General features: G+C 38.5%; 13 protein-coding genes. 11 read left to right on the top strand and 2 right to left on the bottom strand.

The genetic code is table 11. From position 1 onward, the window contains the following. Positions 1 to 17: 17 nt before the first annotated feature. The 8 genes from KUA50_RS04565 (at position 18) to KUA50_RS04530 (ending at position 9,245) form a co-directional block, all read left to right on the top strand. Positions 18 to 656 (top strand): deoxynucleoside kinase, encoded by a 639-nt coding sequence (locus KUA50_RS04565; protein WP_218456923.1) that lies wholly within the window; start codon positions 18 to 20, stop codon positions 654 to 656. Positions 657 to 679: 23 nt separating this feature from the next. Next, complete coding sequence (locus KUA50_RS04560) at positions 680 to 1,300, top strand: deoxynucleoside kinase (RefSeq protein WP_022109967.1); 621 nt, start codon at positions 680 to 682, stop codon at positions 1,298 to 1,300. A gap of 72 nt (positions 1,301 to 1,372) precedes the next feature. Beyond that, positions 1,373 to 3,361: a fructose-1,6-bisphosphatase gene (locus KUA50_RS04555; RefSeq protein ID WP_218456922.1), complete on the top strand. Its 1,989-nt coding sequence runs from the start codon at positions 1,373 to 1,375 to the stop codon at positions 3,359 to 3,361. 302 nt (positions 3,362 to 3,663) lie between these two features. Further along, the gene (locus tag KUA50_RS04550) at positions 3,664 to 5,001 is read left to right on the top strand and encodes a TolC family protein (RefSeq protein WP_218456921.1); all 1,338 of its coding nucleotides are present in this window, start codon (positions 3,664 to 3,666) and stop codon (positions 4,999 to 5,001) included. A 61-nt stretch (positions 5,002 to 5,062) separates the two neighbouring features. Continuing rightward, complete coding sequence (locus tag KUA50_RS04545; RefSeq protein ID WP_218456920.1) at positions 5,063 to 6,247, top strand: efflux RND transporter periplasmic adaptor subunit; 1,185 nt, start codon at positions 5,063 to 5,065, stop codon at positions 6,245 to 6,247. Positions 6,248 to 6,302: 55 nt separating this feature from the next. Beyond that, positions 6,303 to 7,103 (top strand): ABC transporter ATP-binding protein, encoded by an 801-nt coding sequence (locus KUA50_RS04540; RefSeq protein WP_022109963.1) that lies wholly within the window; start codon positions 6,303 to 6,305, stop codon positions 7,101 to 7,103. Between the two features lie 44 nt (positions 7,104 to 7,147). Next, a complete protein-coding gene (locus tag KUA50_RS04535; RefSeq protein ID WP_218456919.1) occupies positions 7,148 to 8,386 on the top strand; it encodes an ABC transporter permease in 1,239 nt (412 codons plus the stop codon). A 148-nt stretch (positions 8,387 to 8,534) separates the two neighbouring features. Beyond that, positions 8,535 to 9,245, top strand: coding sequence for a LytR/AlgR family response regulator transcription factor (locus tag KUA50_RS04530; RefSeq protein WP_218456918.1), 711 nt, complete (start codon positions 8,535 to 8,537; stop codon positions 9,243 to 9,245). Positions 9,246 to 9,683: 438 nt separating this feature from the next. Here the strand turns inward: KUA50_RS04530 and KUA50_RS04525 are convergent, their stop codons facing one another. Then, a complete protein-coding gene (locus KUA50_RS04525) occupies positions 9,684 to 10,355 on the bottom strand; it encodes an HAD family hydrolase (protein ID WP_218456966.1) in 672 nt (223 codons plus the stop codon). Between the two features lie 307 nt (positions 10,356 to 10,662). On the opposite strand from KUA50_RS04525, the gene mltG reads away from it, so the two are divergent. The 3 genes from mltG (at position 10,663) to KUA50_RS04510 (ending at position 14,298) form a co-directional block, all read left to right on the top strand. Beyond that, positions 10,663 to 11,709, top strand: a complete 1,047-nt coding sequence (mltG, locus tag KUA50_RS04520) for an endolytic transglycosylase MltG (RefSeq protein ID WP_218456917.1) — start codon at positions 10,663 to 10,665, stop codon at positions 11,707 to 11,709. 107 nt (positions 11,710 to 11,816) lie between these two features. Continuing rightward, on the top strand, positions 11,817 to 13,535 hold the full coding sequence (locus KUA50_RS04515) for a glutamine--tRNA ligase/YqeY domain fusion protein (RefSeq protein ID WP_218456916.1): 1,719 nt from the start codon (positions 11,817 to 11,819) through the stop codon (positions 13,533 to 13,535). Positions 13,536 to 13,653: 118 nt separating this feature from the next. After that, entirely contained in the window at positions 13,654 to 14,298 is a 645-nt protein-coding gene (locus tag KUA50_RS04510) for a DedA family protein (RefSeq protein ID WP_118115466.1), read from the top strand. Between the two features lie 95 nt (positions 14,299 to 14,393). Here KUA50_RS04510 and KUA50_RS04505 read toward each other — a convergent pair whose 3' ends face one another. Next, a complete protein-coding gene (locus KUA50_RS04505; RefSeq protein ID WP_218456915.1) occupies positions 14,394 to 15,461 on the bottom strand; it encodes a mannose-1-phosphate guanylyltransferase in 1,068 nt (355 codons plus the stop codon). Positions 15,462 to 15,538 lie beyond the last annotated feature (77 nt).

Here is a 15,538-nt window from a genome sequence, read left to right as displayed (position 1 = left end):
CTAAACTTAAATAAAGTATGTATATAGCAGTAGCAGGTAATATTGGAAGTGGTAAAACAACGCTTACTCAAATGTTATCAAAGCATTACGGATGGAAGAAATTTCTTGAACCCGTTGAGAAAAACCCTTACCTGGATGATTATTATAAAGATATTCCCAGATGGGTGCTCAATATGGAAATCTTCTATTTGAAGCAGCGCTTCAAAAATCTGTTGGAAATACAACAAAGTAACGAGACTATCATTCAAGACCGCAGTATCTTCGAGGGCGTGTATGTCTTTGTGGCTAACAATCGAAAAATGGGTTATATGGACGAGCGTGACTTTGATACTTATATGGGATTGTTTGATTCAATGATGTCTGTTGTAGAGCAACCGGAATTGATGATTTATCTTCGTTCTTCTGTACCGCATCTCGTCAAAAATATCCAAAAAAGAGGACGGGAATGTGAACAGAAAATTCCACTTGATTATCTTCAGGGGATCAATGCTCTCTACGAAGATTTTATATGGAATAAATACAAAGGAAGGGTGCTCGTGATTGACGTTGACAACATGGATTTTGAGCATAATCCTAAAGAGTTTGGAGGCATCATTGATAAGATAGACGCAGAACTCTTTGGCCTTTTCTCTTCACGAGTAAACGAAAAAGATTAGTAAACAATTTAAACGTAAAGAAAATGCATATAGCAATTGCGGGCAATATCGGTAGTGGTAAAACGACGCTCACGAAATTACTGAGCAAAAGATATGGTTGGAAACCTAATTTCGAACCTGTTGATAATAATCCCTATCTGGCTGATTATTACAAGGATATGGAAAGATGGTCTTTCAACCTGCAGATCTATTTCTTGAATAAGAGATTTCATGATGTAGTAGAAATCTCCAAGTGTGATGATACGATTATTCAGGATAGAACTATCTTTGAAGATGCGAAGATTTTCGCTCCAAATCTTCATGATATCGGTATGATGAGTGACAGGGATTTTGAAAACTATACCGACCTCTTTGATCTTATGATCAGTCTGGTAAAACTTCCTGATCTCATGATTTATATCAGAAGTAGCATCCCTACTCTGGTGAGCCATATCGAGCGTCGTGGTAGAAACTTTGAAAAAAGTATTCGCATAGATTATCTTCAGGGATTGAATAACAGATATGAGAATTGGATCAAAAACTATAAGGGTAAATTGATTATTATAGATGGTGACCATCTTAATTTCGAGGAGAACCCTGAGGATTTCAGACAGATTACTGATCAGATAGATGCTGAACTTTTTGGCCTGTTCCCGTTGGAATAAGTTAGATGTCAATAAGTTTCAGTTTCCTGATTACGAATATATTATCAACAAGAATTAACAAATTGTCAACGTATGAAGCATTACAATATCGAAGAAGACATGAGGTATCTCCAACTTCTTTCGCAATCGTTTCCTACGGTTGCGGAGGCGAGTACGGAGATTATCAATTTGCAGGCAATCCTTAATTTGCCTAAGGGTACGGAACATTTTCTGGCTGATATCCATGGTGAGTATGAAGCATTTATTCACGTATTGAAGAATGCATCTGGAAACATTAAGCGAAAGGTAAATGAACTGTTTGGCAACACACTGAGGGAATCAGAGAAAAGAGAACTGTGTACGCTTATTTACTATCCTGAACAGAAACTTGAACTGGTAAAGCATAATGAGACGGATATTGATGACTGGTATCATATTACGCTTCATCAATTGGTTGCAGTATGCCGTGATGTTTCCAGCAAATATACTCGTTCAAAAGTAAGAAAGTCACTTCCTGCTGATTTTTCATACATCATTCAGGAACTTCTACATGAGCATACGGAAGATCATGATAAAACTGCTTATGTGAATGTAATTGTCGATACGATCATTTCTACAGGTAGAGCGGATGATTTCATCATCGCCATTGCCAATGTAATCCAGCGTTTGGCTATCGATTCGCTTCATATATTGGGAGATATTTACGATAGAGGTCCTGGCGCTCACATCATCATGGACACGATGAGGAAATATCATAGTTGGGATATGCAATGGGGAAATCACGACATTCTCTGGATGGGTGCTGCGGCAGGTAATGATGCTTGTATCTGTAATGTTATCAGATTGAGTTTGCGATATGGTAATTTACCAACTCTTGAGGAAGGATATGGAATCAATCTTGTTCCTTTGGCTACGTTTGCCATGGAGACTTACAAGAATGATCCATGTATGGAGTTTATTCCTAAAACAAGTGGTGGTGCTTCCCTGTTGGATGAAAAAACTTTGCGATTAACGGCTCAGATGCATAAGGCCATTGCGGTAATTCAGTTTAAGGTGGAGAGCCAGATTATTGCCAAGCATCCTGAATGGAAAATGAATGACAGATGTCTCTTCGAACATGTTGATTATCAGAATGGAACGATAGATCTTCAAGGGAAAACGTACAAGATGAGTTCTTGCTCCTTCCCTACTATCAATCCTGCTGCCCCATCTGAATTATCACCAGAGGAAGAAATTCTCATCAGCAAATTGCATCATTCATTCTCTGTTTGTGAAAAGTTGCATAAGCACATCAGAGTGATGTTGCAACATGGTTGTATGTATGGAATTTATAATAATAATCTGTTGTTCCATGCATCTTGTCCACTGAATGAAGATGGTTCTTTGAAGGAAGTGGAAATTTATCCTGGAAAGAAATATAGCGGTAGAGCCTTAATGTACCATACGGGTATGCAGATTCGTACTGCTTTCCAGCAGGATTCTGCGCCAGAGGAGCGAGATTATGCGATTGACTATTTCTTGTATCTGTGGTGTGGTCCAGACAGTCCTCTCTTTGACAAGAGTAAAATGGCTACATTTGAGCGATATTTTATTGCAGATAAGGAGACTCATGTTGAGGAAAAGGGATATTATTTCAAGCTTCGTGATGATGAAGAAGTGATAGACCATATTCTTGATGCATTCGGAGTGGTAGGTTCTAATAGACATATCATCAACGGACACGTGCCTGTAAGAACTCTGAAGGGTGAAAATCCTATCAAAGCCAACGGAAAACTGATGGTTATCGATGGTGGATTCTCTAAGGCTTATCATAATGAGACGGGTATAGCCGGTTATACGTTAGTCTATCACTCCAGAGGTTTCCAGCTTGTTCAGCATGAACCTTTTACAAGTACAGAAGATGCTATCCAGAGAGGTACGGACATTAAAAGTACCACCCAGATAGTAGAAATGTCTAATAGAAGAATGCTTGTGGCTGATACTGATATAGGTGTGGAACTTCGTAAGCAAATTGACGATCTGGAGGAATTACTCTTTGCTTACAGACATGGATATATTAAAGAAAAAGAAAAGAAGCAATAATTTGTAATACAGCAAGTTATCCAACTTTAGTTAGAGAAATATTATAAGGCATTATTTCCTTGTAATATTTCTCTTTTTTTTGTTTTTAGCCCGATAACATCTTTTTGTTTTTTCATTTGAGTCTTAAAATGATTGTTAAAATGACTTTAGGTAAATAAACTTATTTCTACTACACTTCGTCTAACCAAACGTAAATAGAGAAAAACTGTAATTTGATTTAGATTATGAAATCTGTAGTTAGATTTAAATGATAAAATAAATCGGATTATACTAATAGTGATAATAATATAAATGATTAAGATATGAACAAAAGATTTGGTAAAGTTTTGATTGGTGCTTTCTTAGCCACCATTCCTTCTGGGATTTATGCAAAACAATGGACTCTTAAAGAATGTATCAATTATGCATTGGAGAATAATATAAGTTTGCAAAAGACTCAAATTAAAAAAGCAAGTGCAAATGAGGATTATTTGCAGTCTAAGGCTGCTTTGTTGCCCTCTTTGTCAGCTTCGTCTAATCAGAATGTAAGTTATACTCCGTGGGTAACAAGCGGAATCAGTGGAGAGGGTTTCACCAAATCTTCTGTTGATAAGGTTTATTACAATGGTTCTTATTCTGTAATGGGTAACTATGTAATTTGGAATGGTAATAAAAATCGTAATCAGGTAAAACTGAATAAGTTGACTTACGAGGCTGCAGCTTTGGATTCAGCTACTCAGGCTCAAAACCTTCAAGAACAAATTGCAACATTATACATTCAGATTTGCTATTCTACAGAGGCGATAAAGGTAAATCAGGAAAGCTATAAGTCAAGTCTGGAAAATGAAAACCGTGGAAAGGAATTTGTTAAGAATGGTAAGATGAGTCAGGCGGATTTAGCTCAGCTTACTGCTCAGAGAGCACAGGATGAATATAATATTGTTGCTGCTGAGAGTAATGTAAAGAATTACAAGAGACAACTTAAGGAATTGTTGCAAATTACAAACGATGAGGCTTTTGATATTGTGATTCCTTCTACTACTGATTCACAGGCTTTAGCTTCTATTCCTGCTCTCAATAGCGTTTATGCTTCTGCTCTTGACAATCGTCCGGAAATCAAAAGCTATCAGAATATGATAGATCAGAGTAATTTGAATATTGATATTGCCAAAGCTGGTAAAATGCCAACGATTAGTGCTAATGCAGGTGTCTCTACAAGTTCTACTTCCATGAACAAGACTGGTTGGGGAACGCAAATCAAGCAGAATTTTAGTTTAGGTGGTGGTGTTTCCATCAGCATTCCTATCTATGATAATCGTGCAACCAAAACTGCTATCAACAAGGCTAATCTTCAGAAACAGAGTAGTATGTTGGATTTGAAGAATGAGCAGACAAAGCTCTACTCTACTATTGAAAATTATTGGTTGCAGGCGAATACAAATCAGAGCCAATTCAAGTCTGCAAAAGTTTCTACCGAAAGTGCCAAGACCTCTTTTGAACTCTTGAATGAGCAATTCAAATTGGGATTGAAAAATATCGTAGAACTTCGTACGGGTAAGGATAATCTCCTTAAAGCTCAACAGAATGAATTGCAGGCTAAGTACTTGACAATCCTTAATTTAGGTATGTTGAACTTCTATAAAAACGGAAAGGTGGAGTAATCTTCTTTTATCAATATAAATAGGTATGATGAAATAATAAATTAAAAGAATACAGAGAGATATGAAAAAGAAAATCTTTAGTAAGGTATGGATTGCCATGATTCTTGTGGTTGTCATAGCAGTTGCTGCTTGGTTGCTTTCAGGGGGCAAAAAGGAAGAAAAGATTAATTTCAAACAAGAGAAAGTTGCCACTCATACACTGCAGAACAGTATTACTGCTACAGGAACGATAGAGGCTGTTACCAGTGTTACGGTTGGTACTCAGGTGAGTGGTATTGTGAATAAACTTTATGTGGATTACAATTCCGTAGTTAAAAAGGGTCAGGTGATTGCTGAACTTGACAAGACCAACCTAATCAGTGAACTGAATACGGCCAAGGCAAATTTAGCAAGTACTGAGAGTAATCTCTGTTATCAGAGTGCCAATATGAAGCGCTATCAGACTTTATATAAGAAAGGTCTTGTAAGTGCTGATGAATATGAAAATGCCCTTTTGGCTTACAGACAGGCCAAGGAGCAGGTTGCTTCTTCCCGCGAAAATGTGCAGAAAGCGCAAACTAATCTGGGTTATGCAACGATCACCTCTCCTATCGATGGAACTGTGATTTCTAAAAGTGTGGAAGAAGGACAGACTGTTGCAGCCAGCTTCAATACACCAGAACTTTTCACGATTGCCAAAGACTTGAAGAATATGCAGGTTATTGCAAATGTTGATGAGGCTGATATAGGCGGTGTTGCTGTTGGTAATAGAGTAAACTTTACGGTAGATGCTTATCCTGATGATACTTTCGAGGGTGTTGTTAAGCAGGTGAGATTGGAAGCTACTACAACTAATAATGTGGTAACTTACGAAGTGGTAATCAGCGCTCCTAATGCTGATTTGAAATTGAAGCCAGGACTTACTGCCAATGTTACCATTTTTACGAAGGAGCAAGCTAACATATTGAGTGTTGCTAATAAGGCTTTGCGCTTTACTCCAACTAAAGAGACGGTGGGCAAAGATATGAAAATCGTAGATTGCAAAGGTAAGAATAAGGTATGGACGCTAAATGGTAATACGCTGACTGCCCATTCTGTAAATATCGGGCAGAGTGATGCAATGCATACTCAGATTATTAGCGGTATAAAGGCAGGTCAAAGCGTTGTTACAGAAATTGTTGTTGATGCTTCTGAAGACGAAGAAGATAGTCAGCCGCAAAGTCAGGGATTGATTAGCGGACCTGGTCCAAGAGGAAAGAAAAAATAACCCAAGTTGAGAGTTCCCTGATAACGGGACTCTCAGCAGAAACAATTTTCAAGAGATGACAGAAATTTCAAGCAATAGCCAAGAAGGCAAACAAATAGGGCAACAAGAAGGCAAAAAGGTCGTCATTGAACTGGATAATGTGAAGCGCAATTTCTTAGTTGGAGATGAGGTGGTTCATGCCTTGAAAGGTGTTAGCTTCAAGATCTATGAGGGAGAGTTTGTTACAATCATGGGTAAATCTGGTTCAGGTAAATCTACCCTACTCAACCAGCTCGGTTGTCTCGATACTCCATCCAGTGGTGAATATTATCTTGATGGAGTCAGCGTGAGAACGATGTCCAGAAATGACCGTGCCATTCTGAGAAACCGTAAGATTGGTTTTATATTCCAGAACTACAACCTGTTGCCTAAGACGACAAGTGTAGAGAATGTAGAACTTCCTCTGATGTATAATCCTAATATAGGTCCTGAAGAGCGAAAGAATAGAGCGATTGAGGCATTGAAGGCTGTAGGTCTTGGCGAGCGACTTTATCACAAGAGCAACCAGATGTCTGGTGGACAGATGCAGCGTGTTGCTATTGCCAGAGCTCTGGTCAATGATCCTGCGGTGATTCTCGCTGATGAGGCTACAGGTAATTTGGATACGAGAACCAGTTTTGAGATTCTGGTCTTGTTTCAGAAACTTTATGCAGAAGGCAGAACCATTATATTTGTGACTCATAATCCGGATATTGCCAATTATTCCAGTAGGAATATAGAGTTGCGTGACGGTCATATTATCAGTGACGAATACAATCAGCATATCCTTTCTGCCAAGGAAGGTCTGGCTGCATTGCCTCAGAATACAGATGAGTAGATTTAGAATCTTATTTCTTTGATATTCCTATAAAAAATAAGAAAATGAATTATCAGAATCTTTTTAAAATAGCAATCCGTGCCATTGCGGCCAATAAGATGCGCTCTTTCCTCACGGCATTAGGTATTATTATCGGTATTGCCGCAGTCATTACCATGCTTGCCATTGGTCAGGGAAGTAAAGCCAGCATCAAGGCTAATATTGCAGAGATGGGTTCCAATATGATTATGATTCATCCGGGAGCCGATATGCGTGGAGGTGTTCGTCAAGATGCTTCTTCCATGGAGACTCTTAAGCAGACCGACTATGACGCCATTAAGGATGAATGTAACTATATTTCGGCCATTTCGCCTTCTGTAAGCAGTAATGGACAATGGATCAATGGTAACAATAATACCCAGAGTAGTATTTATGGTGTGAATCAGGACTATTTGACTATCAGACAATTGAAGATTGCTGATGGAGAGATGTTTACTGATTCTGACATCAAGACTGCTGCCAAAGTTTGTGTCTTGGGACAGACGGTTGTGGATTATCTTTTCCCGGATGGAAGTGATCCTATAGGAAGGGTTGTCCGCTTCAACAGTATTCCTTTCCGTGTGATAGGAGTTCTTAAGAAAAAGGGTTATAACAGTATGGGTATGGACCAGGATGACCTTGTTTTGGCTCCCTATACTACGGTCATGAAACGTATTCTGGCGCAGACTTATCTGAGTGAAATTGTATGTTCTGCCATTACAGAAGAAGCTTCAGAACCTGCTCAGGATCAGATAACACAGATTCTTCGTAGAACACATAAGTTGAAAGACGCTACGGATACGACGGAGGGTGACGATGATGATTTCAATATCCGTTCACAGGAAGAAATCTCAAGTATGATGAATTCCACGATGTCAACTATTACAATTTTGCTCGGTAGTGTTGCGGGTATTTCTCTGATTGTGGGTGGCATTGGAATCATGAATATTATGTATGTGAGCGTCACAGAACGAACCCGAGAGATTGGCTTGAGAATGAGTGTTGGAGCCAGGGGAATAGACATCCTCAACCAATTCCTTATCGAGGCTATTCTGCTGAGCGTTACTGGTGGTATAATCGGTGTGATTCTTGGAGTAAGTATTTCGGTTTCCTTGCAACAGTTTGCCCACGTAGCTACTCAGATAGAGCCATGGAGTATTATCATGAGCTTTGCAGTATGTACGTTTACTGGTGTATTCTTTGGATGGTATCCTGCCAAAAAAGCAGCAAGGCTCGATCCGATAGAAGCCATTCGTTACGAATAAAACAGGCAATAAAAGTTTTTTAAGAGATTTTTTGTAGCCAAAAAGACAATATTATGGCCTCCACTACGTTATTTTTTAATAACAAGTGGAGGCTTTTATTAGCTCACATTTAATAACTTGGAGATTTAACTATTTAAAGATTACTATTATGAAAATTAGTTGCGCAATAGTAGATGACAATATAGAATCTGTAGAAATTCTAAAGAGCTATGTAGCTAAAGTCCCCTATTTGAATTTAATAGGTGGCTATACGAATGCAGTTGAGGCAATGAAAGGCTTTAGAGAACATTCCATTGATTTGCTTTTCATGGGTATTCGTATGCAGCAGTTGAGTGGCTTGGAACTTGCGAAAATGCTACCTAAGAAGACTCGTATCGTTTTTGTTACTGCATTTAGTGAATATGCGATAGATGGTTATAAGTCTGGCGGTTTCGACTATCTTCTCAAACCGGTAAATTATCAGAATTTTCAGGCTTGTGTTGAGAGAGTAAGAAATTACATGAGAGATGTGGATGAAGCTGACCCGATAAGGAGAGATGGCTATATGTTCGTGAAGAGTGATTATAAAGCTATCCGGGTCAATTTTGATGATATTCTTTTTGTGGAAGGTGTAAAGGATTATGTGAAATTCCACATGAAAAATAAAAGAAACATCATTACTTTAATGAATTTGCGCCAACTGGAAGATCATCTCCCCAAACGAAAATTCAAGAGAATTCACCGCTCTTATATTGCAAATTTTGATTTGTTTGATTATACAGACAAAACGAAACTCTATTATGGAGAAATTGGTATCCCGATTTCTGAAACATATAAGAATATTGTAGTTGATTTTATCGACAGACATACTTTGGATTAAGATATTGGTTTACAAGAGCTGCAGATCTTATGGATGAAGTCTTCAGAAGAAGAACTTAAAAGCAGGCTTATAAAATAAATTAGGATTTTGAAATAGTGCTATAAGGGAAGTATTATAAAGGTAATTTTATAAAAAAGTTGTTTTATATATGGAGTCCTATAGATATATTTCTTAGAGTAAGTTTTATTGTAAGAGTAAGATTTTAAAAATATAAAAAGCGAAATATTGAAAAGTATTAAATGAAACCCAAACAGGCAAAGCTAAATTCCATACGCTTTAATTCATTAGCATTGCCTGTTTGAGAGAATAATTATTTTTTGCTCTATTTATTAATGCTTTATAGTTTGATAGAAACTTTTGTCGTACATAATTTTTGACGAGGTTAAGCGTCTGTTGATTTTAAGTTTTATCGAACTTAATTTTTGTTGCAAATGAGATTTATCGCAATTGTAGCGGATTCGTGATCAAAATGCTGGCTCCGTGCTCTATCAGAAAATTGTAATCGCGGAATCCCCAGAGAACGCTGATGCAAGGCATTTCGCAATTTTTGGCAGTCATAATATCCACATCACTATCTCCGATATAGACTGCTCCTTCCCTACTCGCCTGAAGTTGTTTCAGTGCAGCCATTACCGTGTCGGGTGCAGGTTTTTTGCGAATATCTTCTCTTTCACCGATTGCCACATCTACCAAATCTCCAAAGAAATGCTTGCACAGGGCTTGTGTTGCATCGTAGAACTTGTTGCTGACTACGGCAATTTTCTTACCCTTAGCTTTCAGACTTTCAAGCATTTCCATTACCCCCTCGTATGGTTTTGTAGAATCCAGGTTGTGAGTCATATAATGCTTGCGGAAGGTTTGATAAGTATCTTCGAATTTTGGATTTAGCAAGCCTTCTGGAATCGCACGTTCCATCAGTTTCTTTACCCCATTACCTACAAAAAGTCTTACTTCCTCCAGTGTTCGCTCTGGCATTCCGTGAGTGCGCAAAGCGTAGTTGCAACTTGCTGCAAGATCTTCTAATGTTGATAGTAATGTTCCGTCTAAGTCAAAAATGTAGGTTTCGAAATTGAACCTGACATCATGATTCGTTTGGACAGTATGGTTCATTCTATTACCATCTTGAATTCCATTTGTTGATAATCTTTCCATAACAATCTTTTTGAGTTTGAGTATATAATACTACTTTTTGCCTGCAAAGTTAAACAAAATCTTGTTAGCTTCGTCTATTTGAAATTATAATTAACCTATTTTTAATGCTATAATTTGGTCGTTCCCCATATTTAGTGTACTTTTGCATCATCAATTCAGGACAGTTACTCCCAAATGATAGTACTTCATGTTCGATTTAGGGAAAACGTCAATTTAAATGATTGATATTAAACACAAATCATTATAGACTCAAAACACAATTCGTATGAAAAAGAAAACATCAAAGTTGTATGTTTATGGAGCAATAGCATGCTTGCTGTTAATAGCAGGAATTGCTTATCTTTACTGTTTTTCTTCCTTCTCGAAGGAAAGCAAAACCGTATATATTTATATAGATGATGATGATAACATCGATTCCGTCTATACCAAGTTGAAGCCGATAGCCAATTCTTTACCATTCCAGGCTTTTCATACTCTTACTCTCCATTCCAGTTATGCAGATCATATCAGAACGGGTAGATATGCTATCAAACCAGGTAATGGTGCCCTTATCACCTGGAGACATCTCAAGAACGGCTTGCAGGAACCTGTCAATCTTACCATACCTTCTGTAAGAACGATGGACAGACTGGCTGGCGAAATCAGTAAGCGACTGATGCTTGACAGTGCAACCATTGCAAAGGCTCTTTATGATGAGGCTGTCTGCGAGAAATACGGTTATGATACTGCTACAATCGCATGTATGTTTATTCCAAATACCTATGATATTTATTGGAATGTGTCTTTGGACAAACTATTAGACCGTATGCAGAAGGAAAGCAAAACTTTCTGGAATTTTGAGCGTACGGAAAAGGCGAAAGGAATGAAACTTACTCCTAATCAGGTGATTACACTTGCCAGCATTGTGGATGAGGAAACTGCCAATAATGCAGAGAAGCCGATGGTTGCGGGAATGTATTATAACCGTCTTACTTTGCGCAATGCAGAATATCCAGAAGGAATGCCTTTGCAGGCTGACCCAACCATCAAGTTTGCTTGGAAGAAATTTGAACTGAAGAGAATTTACAACAATCTTCTGCACATTAAGAGCCCGTATAATACTTATGTGAATACAGGTTTACCTCCAGGTCCAATTCGTGTTCCTTCTATTGCCGGCATTGATGCCGTGCTGAATCATGTGCACCACGACTATTTATATATGTGTGCAAAAGAAGATTTCAGCGGTACTCATAATTTTGCAAAAACCTATCAGGAGCATTTACAAAATGCAGCAAAATACAGTAAAGCGCTGAATGAAAGAGGTATTAAATAGAAAAATAACTAAGTGAAACTCGATTTTGATGAAAAATAGTGCAATAAAAGCAAAAATCTTTGTATCTTTGCACCATCAATAACAAAATAAAACATATAATAGATAATATGGCATTAAATGAAGACAACTTGAACGAGGAAAAAAAGAGTATCTCGTTTGTAGAACAGTTTGTAGAAGAAGATCTACAAGAAGGTAAAAATGGTGGACGCATACAGACTCGTTTCCCACCTGAACCAAATGGCTATCTTCATATAGGTCATGCTAAGGCCATCTGTATGGACTTTGGTGTTGCCGATAAATACAACGGAATCTGTAATCTCCGCTTTGATGATACAAATCCAAGCAAGGAGAATAATGAATATGTAGAAAATATCCTCCAGGATATCCAGTGGTTAGGTTTCAAGTGGGGAAATATTTACTACGCTTCCGACTATTTTGAGAAATTGTGGGACTTTGCGATCTGGATGATCAAGAAGGGTCATGCATATGTTGATGAGCAGACTGCTGAGGAAATTGCAGCTCAGAAGGGAACTCCTACAACTCCTGGAACTGCCAGCCCATACCGTGATCGTCCGGTAGAAGAAAATCTCAGACTCTTTAATCAGATGAACACACCTGAGGCTGTGGAAGGTAGTATGGTTCTTCGTGCTAAGTTGGACATGGCTAATCCTAATATGCATTTCCGTGATCCTATCATCTATCGTATTATCCAGACTCCTCATCATCGCACTGGTACCAAATGGCACGCTTATCCAATGTATGATTTTGCCCATGGACAGAGCGACTATTTCGAGGGTGTAACCCACTCTATCTGTACTTTGGAATTTGTTCCTCATCGTCCTTTGTACGACAAGTTTGTGGACTACTTGAAAGAGATGGATGGAACTGCTGATAATCTCAAAGACAATCGCCCACGCCAGATTGAGTTCAATCGCTTGAATCTTACTTATACAGTAATGAGCAAGCGTAAGCTTCACACTTTGGTAGATGAGCATTTGGTTAATGGATGGGATGATCCTCGTATGCCTACTCTTTGCGGTATGAGACGTCGCGGTTATTCTCCTGAAAGTGTCCGCATGTTTATTGACAGCATTGGCTATACTAAGTTTGATGCTTTGAACGATATGGCTCTCCTGGAAGCTTCTGTTCGTGAGGATTTGAACAAGAAGGCTTGTCGTGTAAGTGCAGTCTTGAATCCAGTGAAGTTGGTTATTACCAATTATCCTGACGGACAGAGTGAGGAAATGGAAGCCATCAATAATCCTGAGAATGAGGCTGATGGTTCACACACCATTACTTTCTCTAAGAATTTGTGGATAGAGCGCGATGATTTTATGGAGGATGCTCCTAAGAAGTTCTTCCGCATGACTCCTGGAAAAGAGGTTCGCTTGAAGAATGCTTACATCGTTAAATGTACAGGATGCACGAAGGATGAGAATGGCAACGTGATTGAAATTCAGGCTGAGTACGACCCAATTAGCAAGAGCGGAATGGAAGGTGCTAACCGTAAGGTGAAGGGTACGCTTCACTGGGTTTCTGCTGATCATTGCGTGAAAGCAGAAATTCGTGAGTACGACCGTCTCTTCTGTGTAGAAAATCCTTCTGCTGATGATAGAGACTTCCGTGAATTGCTCAATCCTAACAGTTTGCATGTTGACAATAATTGCTATATTGAGGAATATGCTGCAACCAAGAAACCAGGAGAATATCTCCAGTTCCAGCGTATTGGTTACTTCATGGCAGACTTGGATTCAACAGAGGCTAAACCTGTATTCAATAAGACTGTTGGCCTGAAGGATGCTTGGGCTAAGCAGAAAAAGAATTAATATGACACATTTTATTAGATGAAAATAAAATATCAAATACGTCTTTCAAATGATTTTGGAAGATGTGTTTGATATTTTTTTGAATTTATATTTTAATAGAAAATCAAGAAAAATCAATATGAATACAGCAGATTTGTTTCTTTGGATTCTCGATAACTTAAATTATTGGGTAGTTCTCCTCTTTATGGCTATTGAGAGTTCCTTCATTCCTTTCCCATCCGAGGTTGTTGTTCCACCAGCAGCATGGAAAGCGATGGATCCTTCCAGTGGTATGAACTTTGTTTTGGTAGTTGTATTTGCTACTTTGGGTGCAAATTTAGGTGCTCTTGTCAATTATTACCTTGCCAAATGGGTGGGAAGACCTATTGTTTATCGTTTTGCTGATAGCCGAATTGGTCACATGTGCCTGATAGATCGTGAGAAAGTTGAGAAAGCAGAAGAGTTTTTCCGCAAACATGGTGCTACTTCTACGATTTTCGGAAGATTGGTTCCAGCAGTAAGACAACTCATCAGTATTCCTGCGGGCTTGGCAGGAATGCACGTGGGAAAATTCTTGCTTTATACTACTATTGGTGCAGGTATTTGGAATACTGTTCTCGCCTTTATCGGTTGGGGAATTTATAATTATACTGATTATAAAACCACACAGGATGTTTATCAGCAGGCAGTGAAATACAGTCATGAAATCGGATATGTAATTTTGGCACTTGCTGTTGTGGTTGTTGCTTTTCTTGCCTATAAGGGATTAAAGAAGAGTAAGTAAAATTTTTGAGGACTTTCTAAAATGATTTACCCCCATTATGGTTTTATCAATAACCATAATGGGGGTAAAAAATAACTTGTCGGCATGATGACATGTTAATTCGTTCCTGAGAAGAATTTGATATTCTGCTCTTCTGACATTTTACAAATCAGCAGCGTACCATTTTCTTCGGCTATAATGTAACCTTCAAGACCCTGAATAACTACTTTCTTTTCATTGAGCGTGTGAACGATATTATTCTTGGAGTCTATCATCTGAATATTGTTTCCGATGGTTGCATTTCCGTTTGCATCTTTTTTCGATTGAACCAGCAGGCTACCCCATGTTCCCAAGTCACTCCATCCGAAATCAGCAGGGAATACGAAAATTTCCTCTGCTTTTTCCATGATAGCGTAGTCTATGGAAATGTTCTCACATTCAGGATAACGCAAATCTATCTGCTCCTGTTCCTTTTCTGTGCCATAGATACTGCGCATGCTTTCAAAAATCTTGGCAATTCCTGGTTGGTAAACACGGAATGCGTTTACGATAGTGGATGCACTCATGATGAAAATACCAGCGTTCCAGAAGAAGTTATGGTCTTTTACATACTTCTCTGCAGTTGCCAAATTTGGTTTTTCCTTGAACTGGTCAACACGGAAGATTTCTCTGTTTCTTGCAGAAGGAGTACTCAAATCACCCTGTATGTAACCGTAACCAGTCTCAGGACGGGTTGGCTTCATACCCAAAGTTACGATACTGTCAGTTTCACCGGTAAACTTCAATGCGGAAGTAATGACGCGTCTGAACTCGTTACAATTGTTAACGATGTGATCAGAAGGAGTCACTACAATATTGGCGTGAGCATCTTTTTCCTTAATGCGCCAACTGATATAGGCAACACAAGGAGCTGTATTTCTTCTGCAAGGTTCCTGCAGAATATTACCTTCTGGAATCTCTGGCAACTGTTCGTGAACCAGAGCTGCATATTTCTTGTTTGTAACTACCCATACATTTTCTGGTTTACAAACGCCTTCAAATCTATCAAATGTGAGTTGCAATAAAGAGCGACCAGTTCCTAAAACATCGATAAACTGCTTGGGTTTATCCTCTGTACTCATAGGCCAGAATCTACTGCCTACTCCGCCAGCCATAATGACGAGATGATTATTGTTGTTAGCCATACCTATAATTTTACATAATATAATATTGCAAAGGTAGCAAAAATGTTTTAAACAAACAAATTTAGGGACAAGAAAAA

The sequence above is a fragment of the Segatella hominis genome, from assembly GCF_019249725.2.
Lineage (GTDB): Bacteria > Bacteroidota > Bacteroidia > Bacteroidales > Bacteroidaceae > Prevotella.
This window is presented reverse-complemented; position numbering and strand designations above follow the sequence as displayed.

Coding starts and splice junctions, on each gene's coding strand:
- KUA50_RS04565 (WP_218456923.1), top strand. CDS start 18: ATGTATATAGCAGTAGCAGGTAATATTGGAAGTGGTAAAACAACGCTT.
- KUA50_RS04560 (WP_022109967.1), top strand. CDS start 680: ATGCATATAGCAATTGCGGGCAATATCGGTAGTGGTAAAACGACGCTC.
- KUA50_RS04555 (WP_218456922.1), top strand. CDS start 1,373: ATGAAGCATTACAATATCGAAGAAGACATGAGGTATCTCCAACTTCTT.
- KUA50_RS04550 (WP_218456921.1), top strand. CDS start 3,664: ATGAACAAAAGATTTGGTAAAGTTTTGATTGGTGCTTTCTTAGCCACC.
- KUA50_RS04545 (WP_218456920.1), top strand. CDS start 5,063: ATGAAAAAGAAAATCTTTAGTAAGGTATGGATTGCCATGATTCTTGTG.
- KUA50_RS04540 (WP_022109963.1), top strand. CDS start 6,303: ATGACAGAAATTTCAAGCAATAGCCAAGAAGGCAAACAAATAGGGCAA.
- KUA50_RS04535 (WP_218456919.1), top strand. CDS start 7,148: ATGAATTATCAGAATCTTTTTAAAATAGCAATCCGTGCCATTGCGGCC.
- KUA50_RS04530 (WP_218456918.1), top strand. CDS start 8,535: ATGAAAATTAGTTGCGCAATAGTAGATGACAATATAGAATCTGTAGAA.
- KUA50_RS04525 (WP_218456966.1), bottom strand. CDS start 10,355: ATGAACCATACTGTCCAAACGAATCATGATGTCAGGTTCAATTTCGAA.
- mltG (WP_218456917.1), top strand. CDS start 10,663: ATGAAAAAGAAAACATCAAAGTTGTATGTTTATGGAGCAATAGCATGC.
- KUA50_RS04515 (WP_218456916.1), top strand. CDS start 11,817: ATGGCATTAAATGAAGACAACTTGAACGAGGAAAAAAAGAGTATCTCG.
- KUA50_RS04510 (WP_118115466.1), top strand. CDS start 13,654: ATGAATACAGCAGATTTGTTTCTTTGGATTCTCGATAACTTAAATTAT.
- KUA50_RS04505 (WP_218456915.1), bottom strand. CDS start 15,461: ATGGCTAACAACAATAATCATCTCGTCATTATGGCTGGCGGAGTAGGC.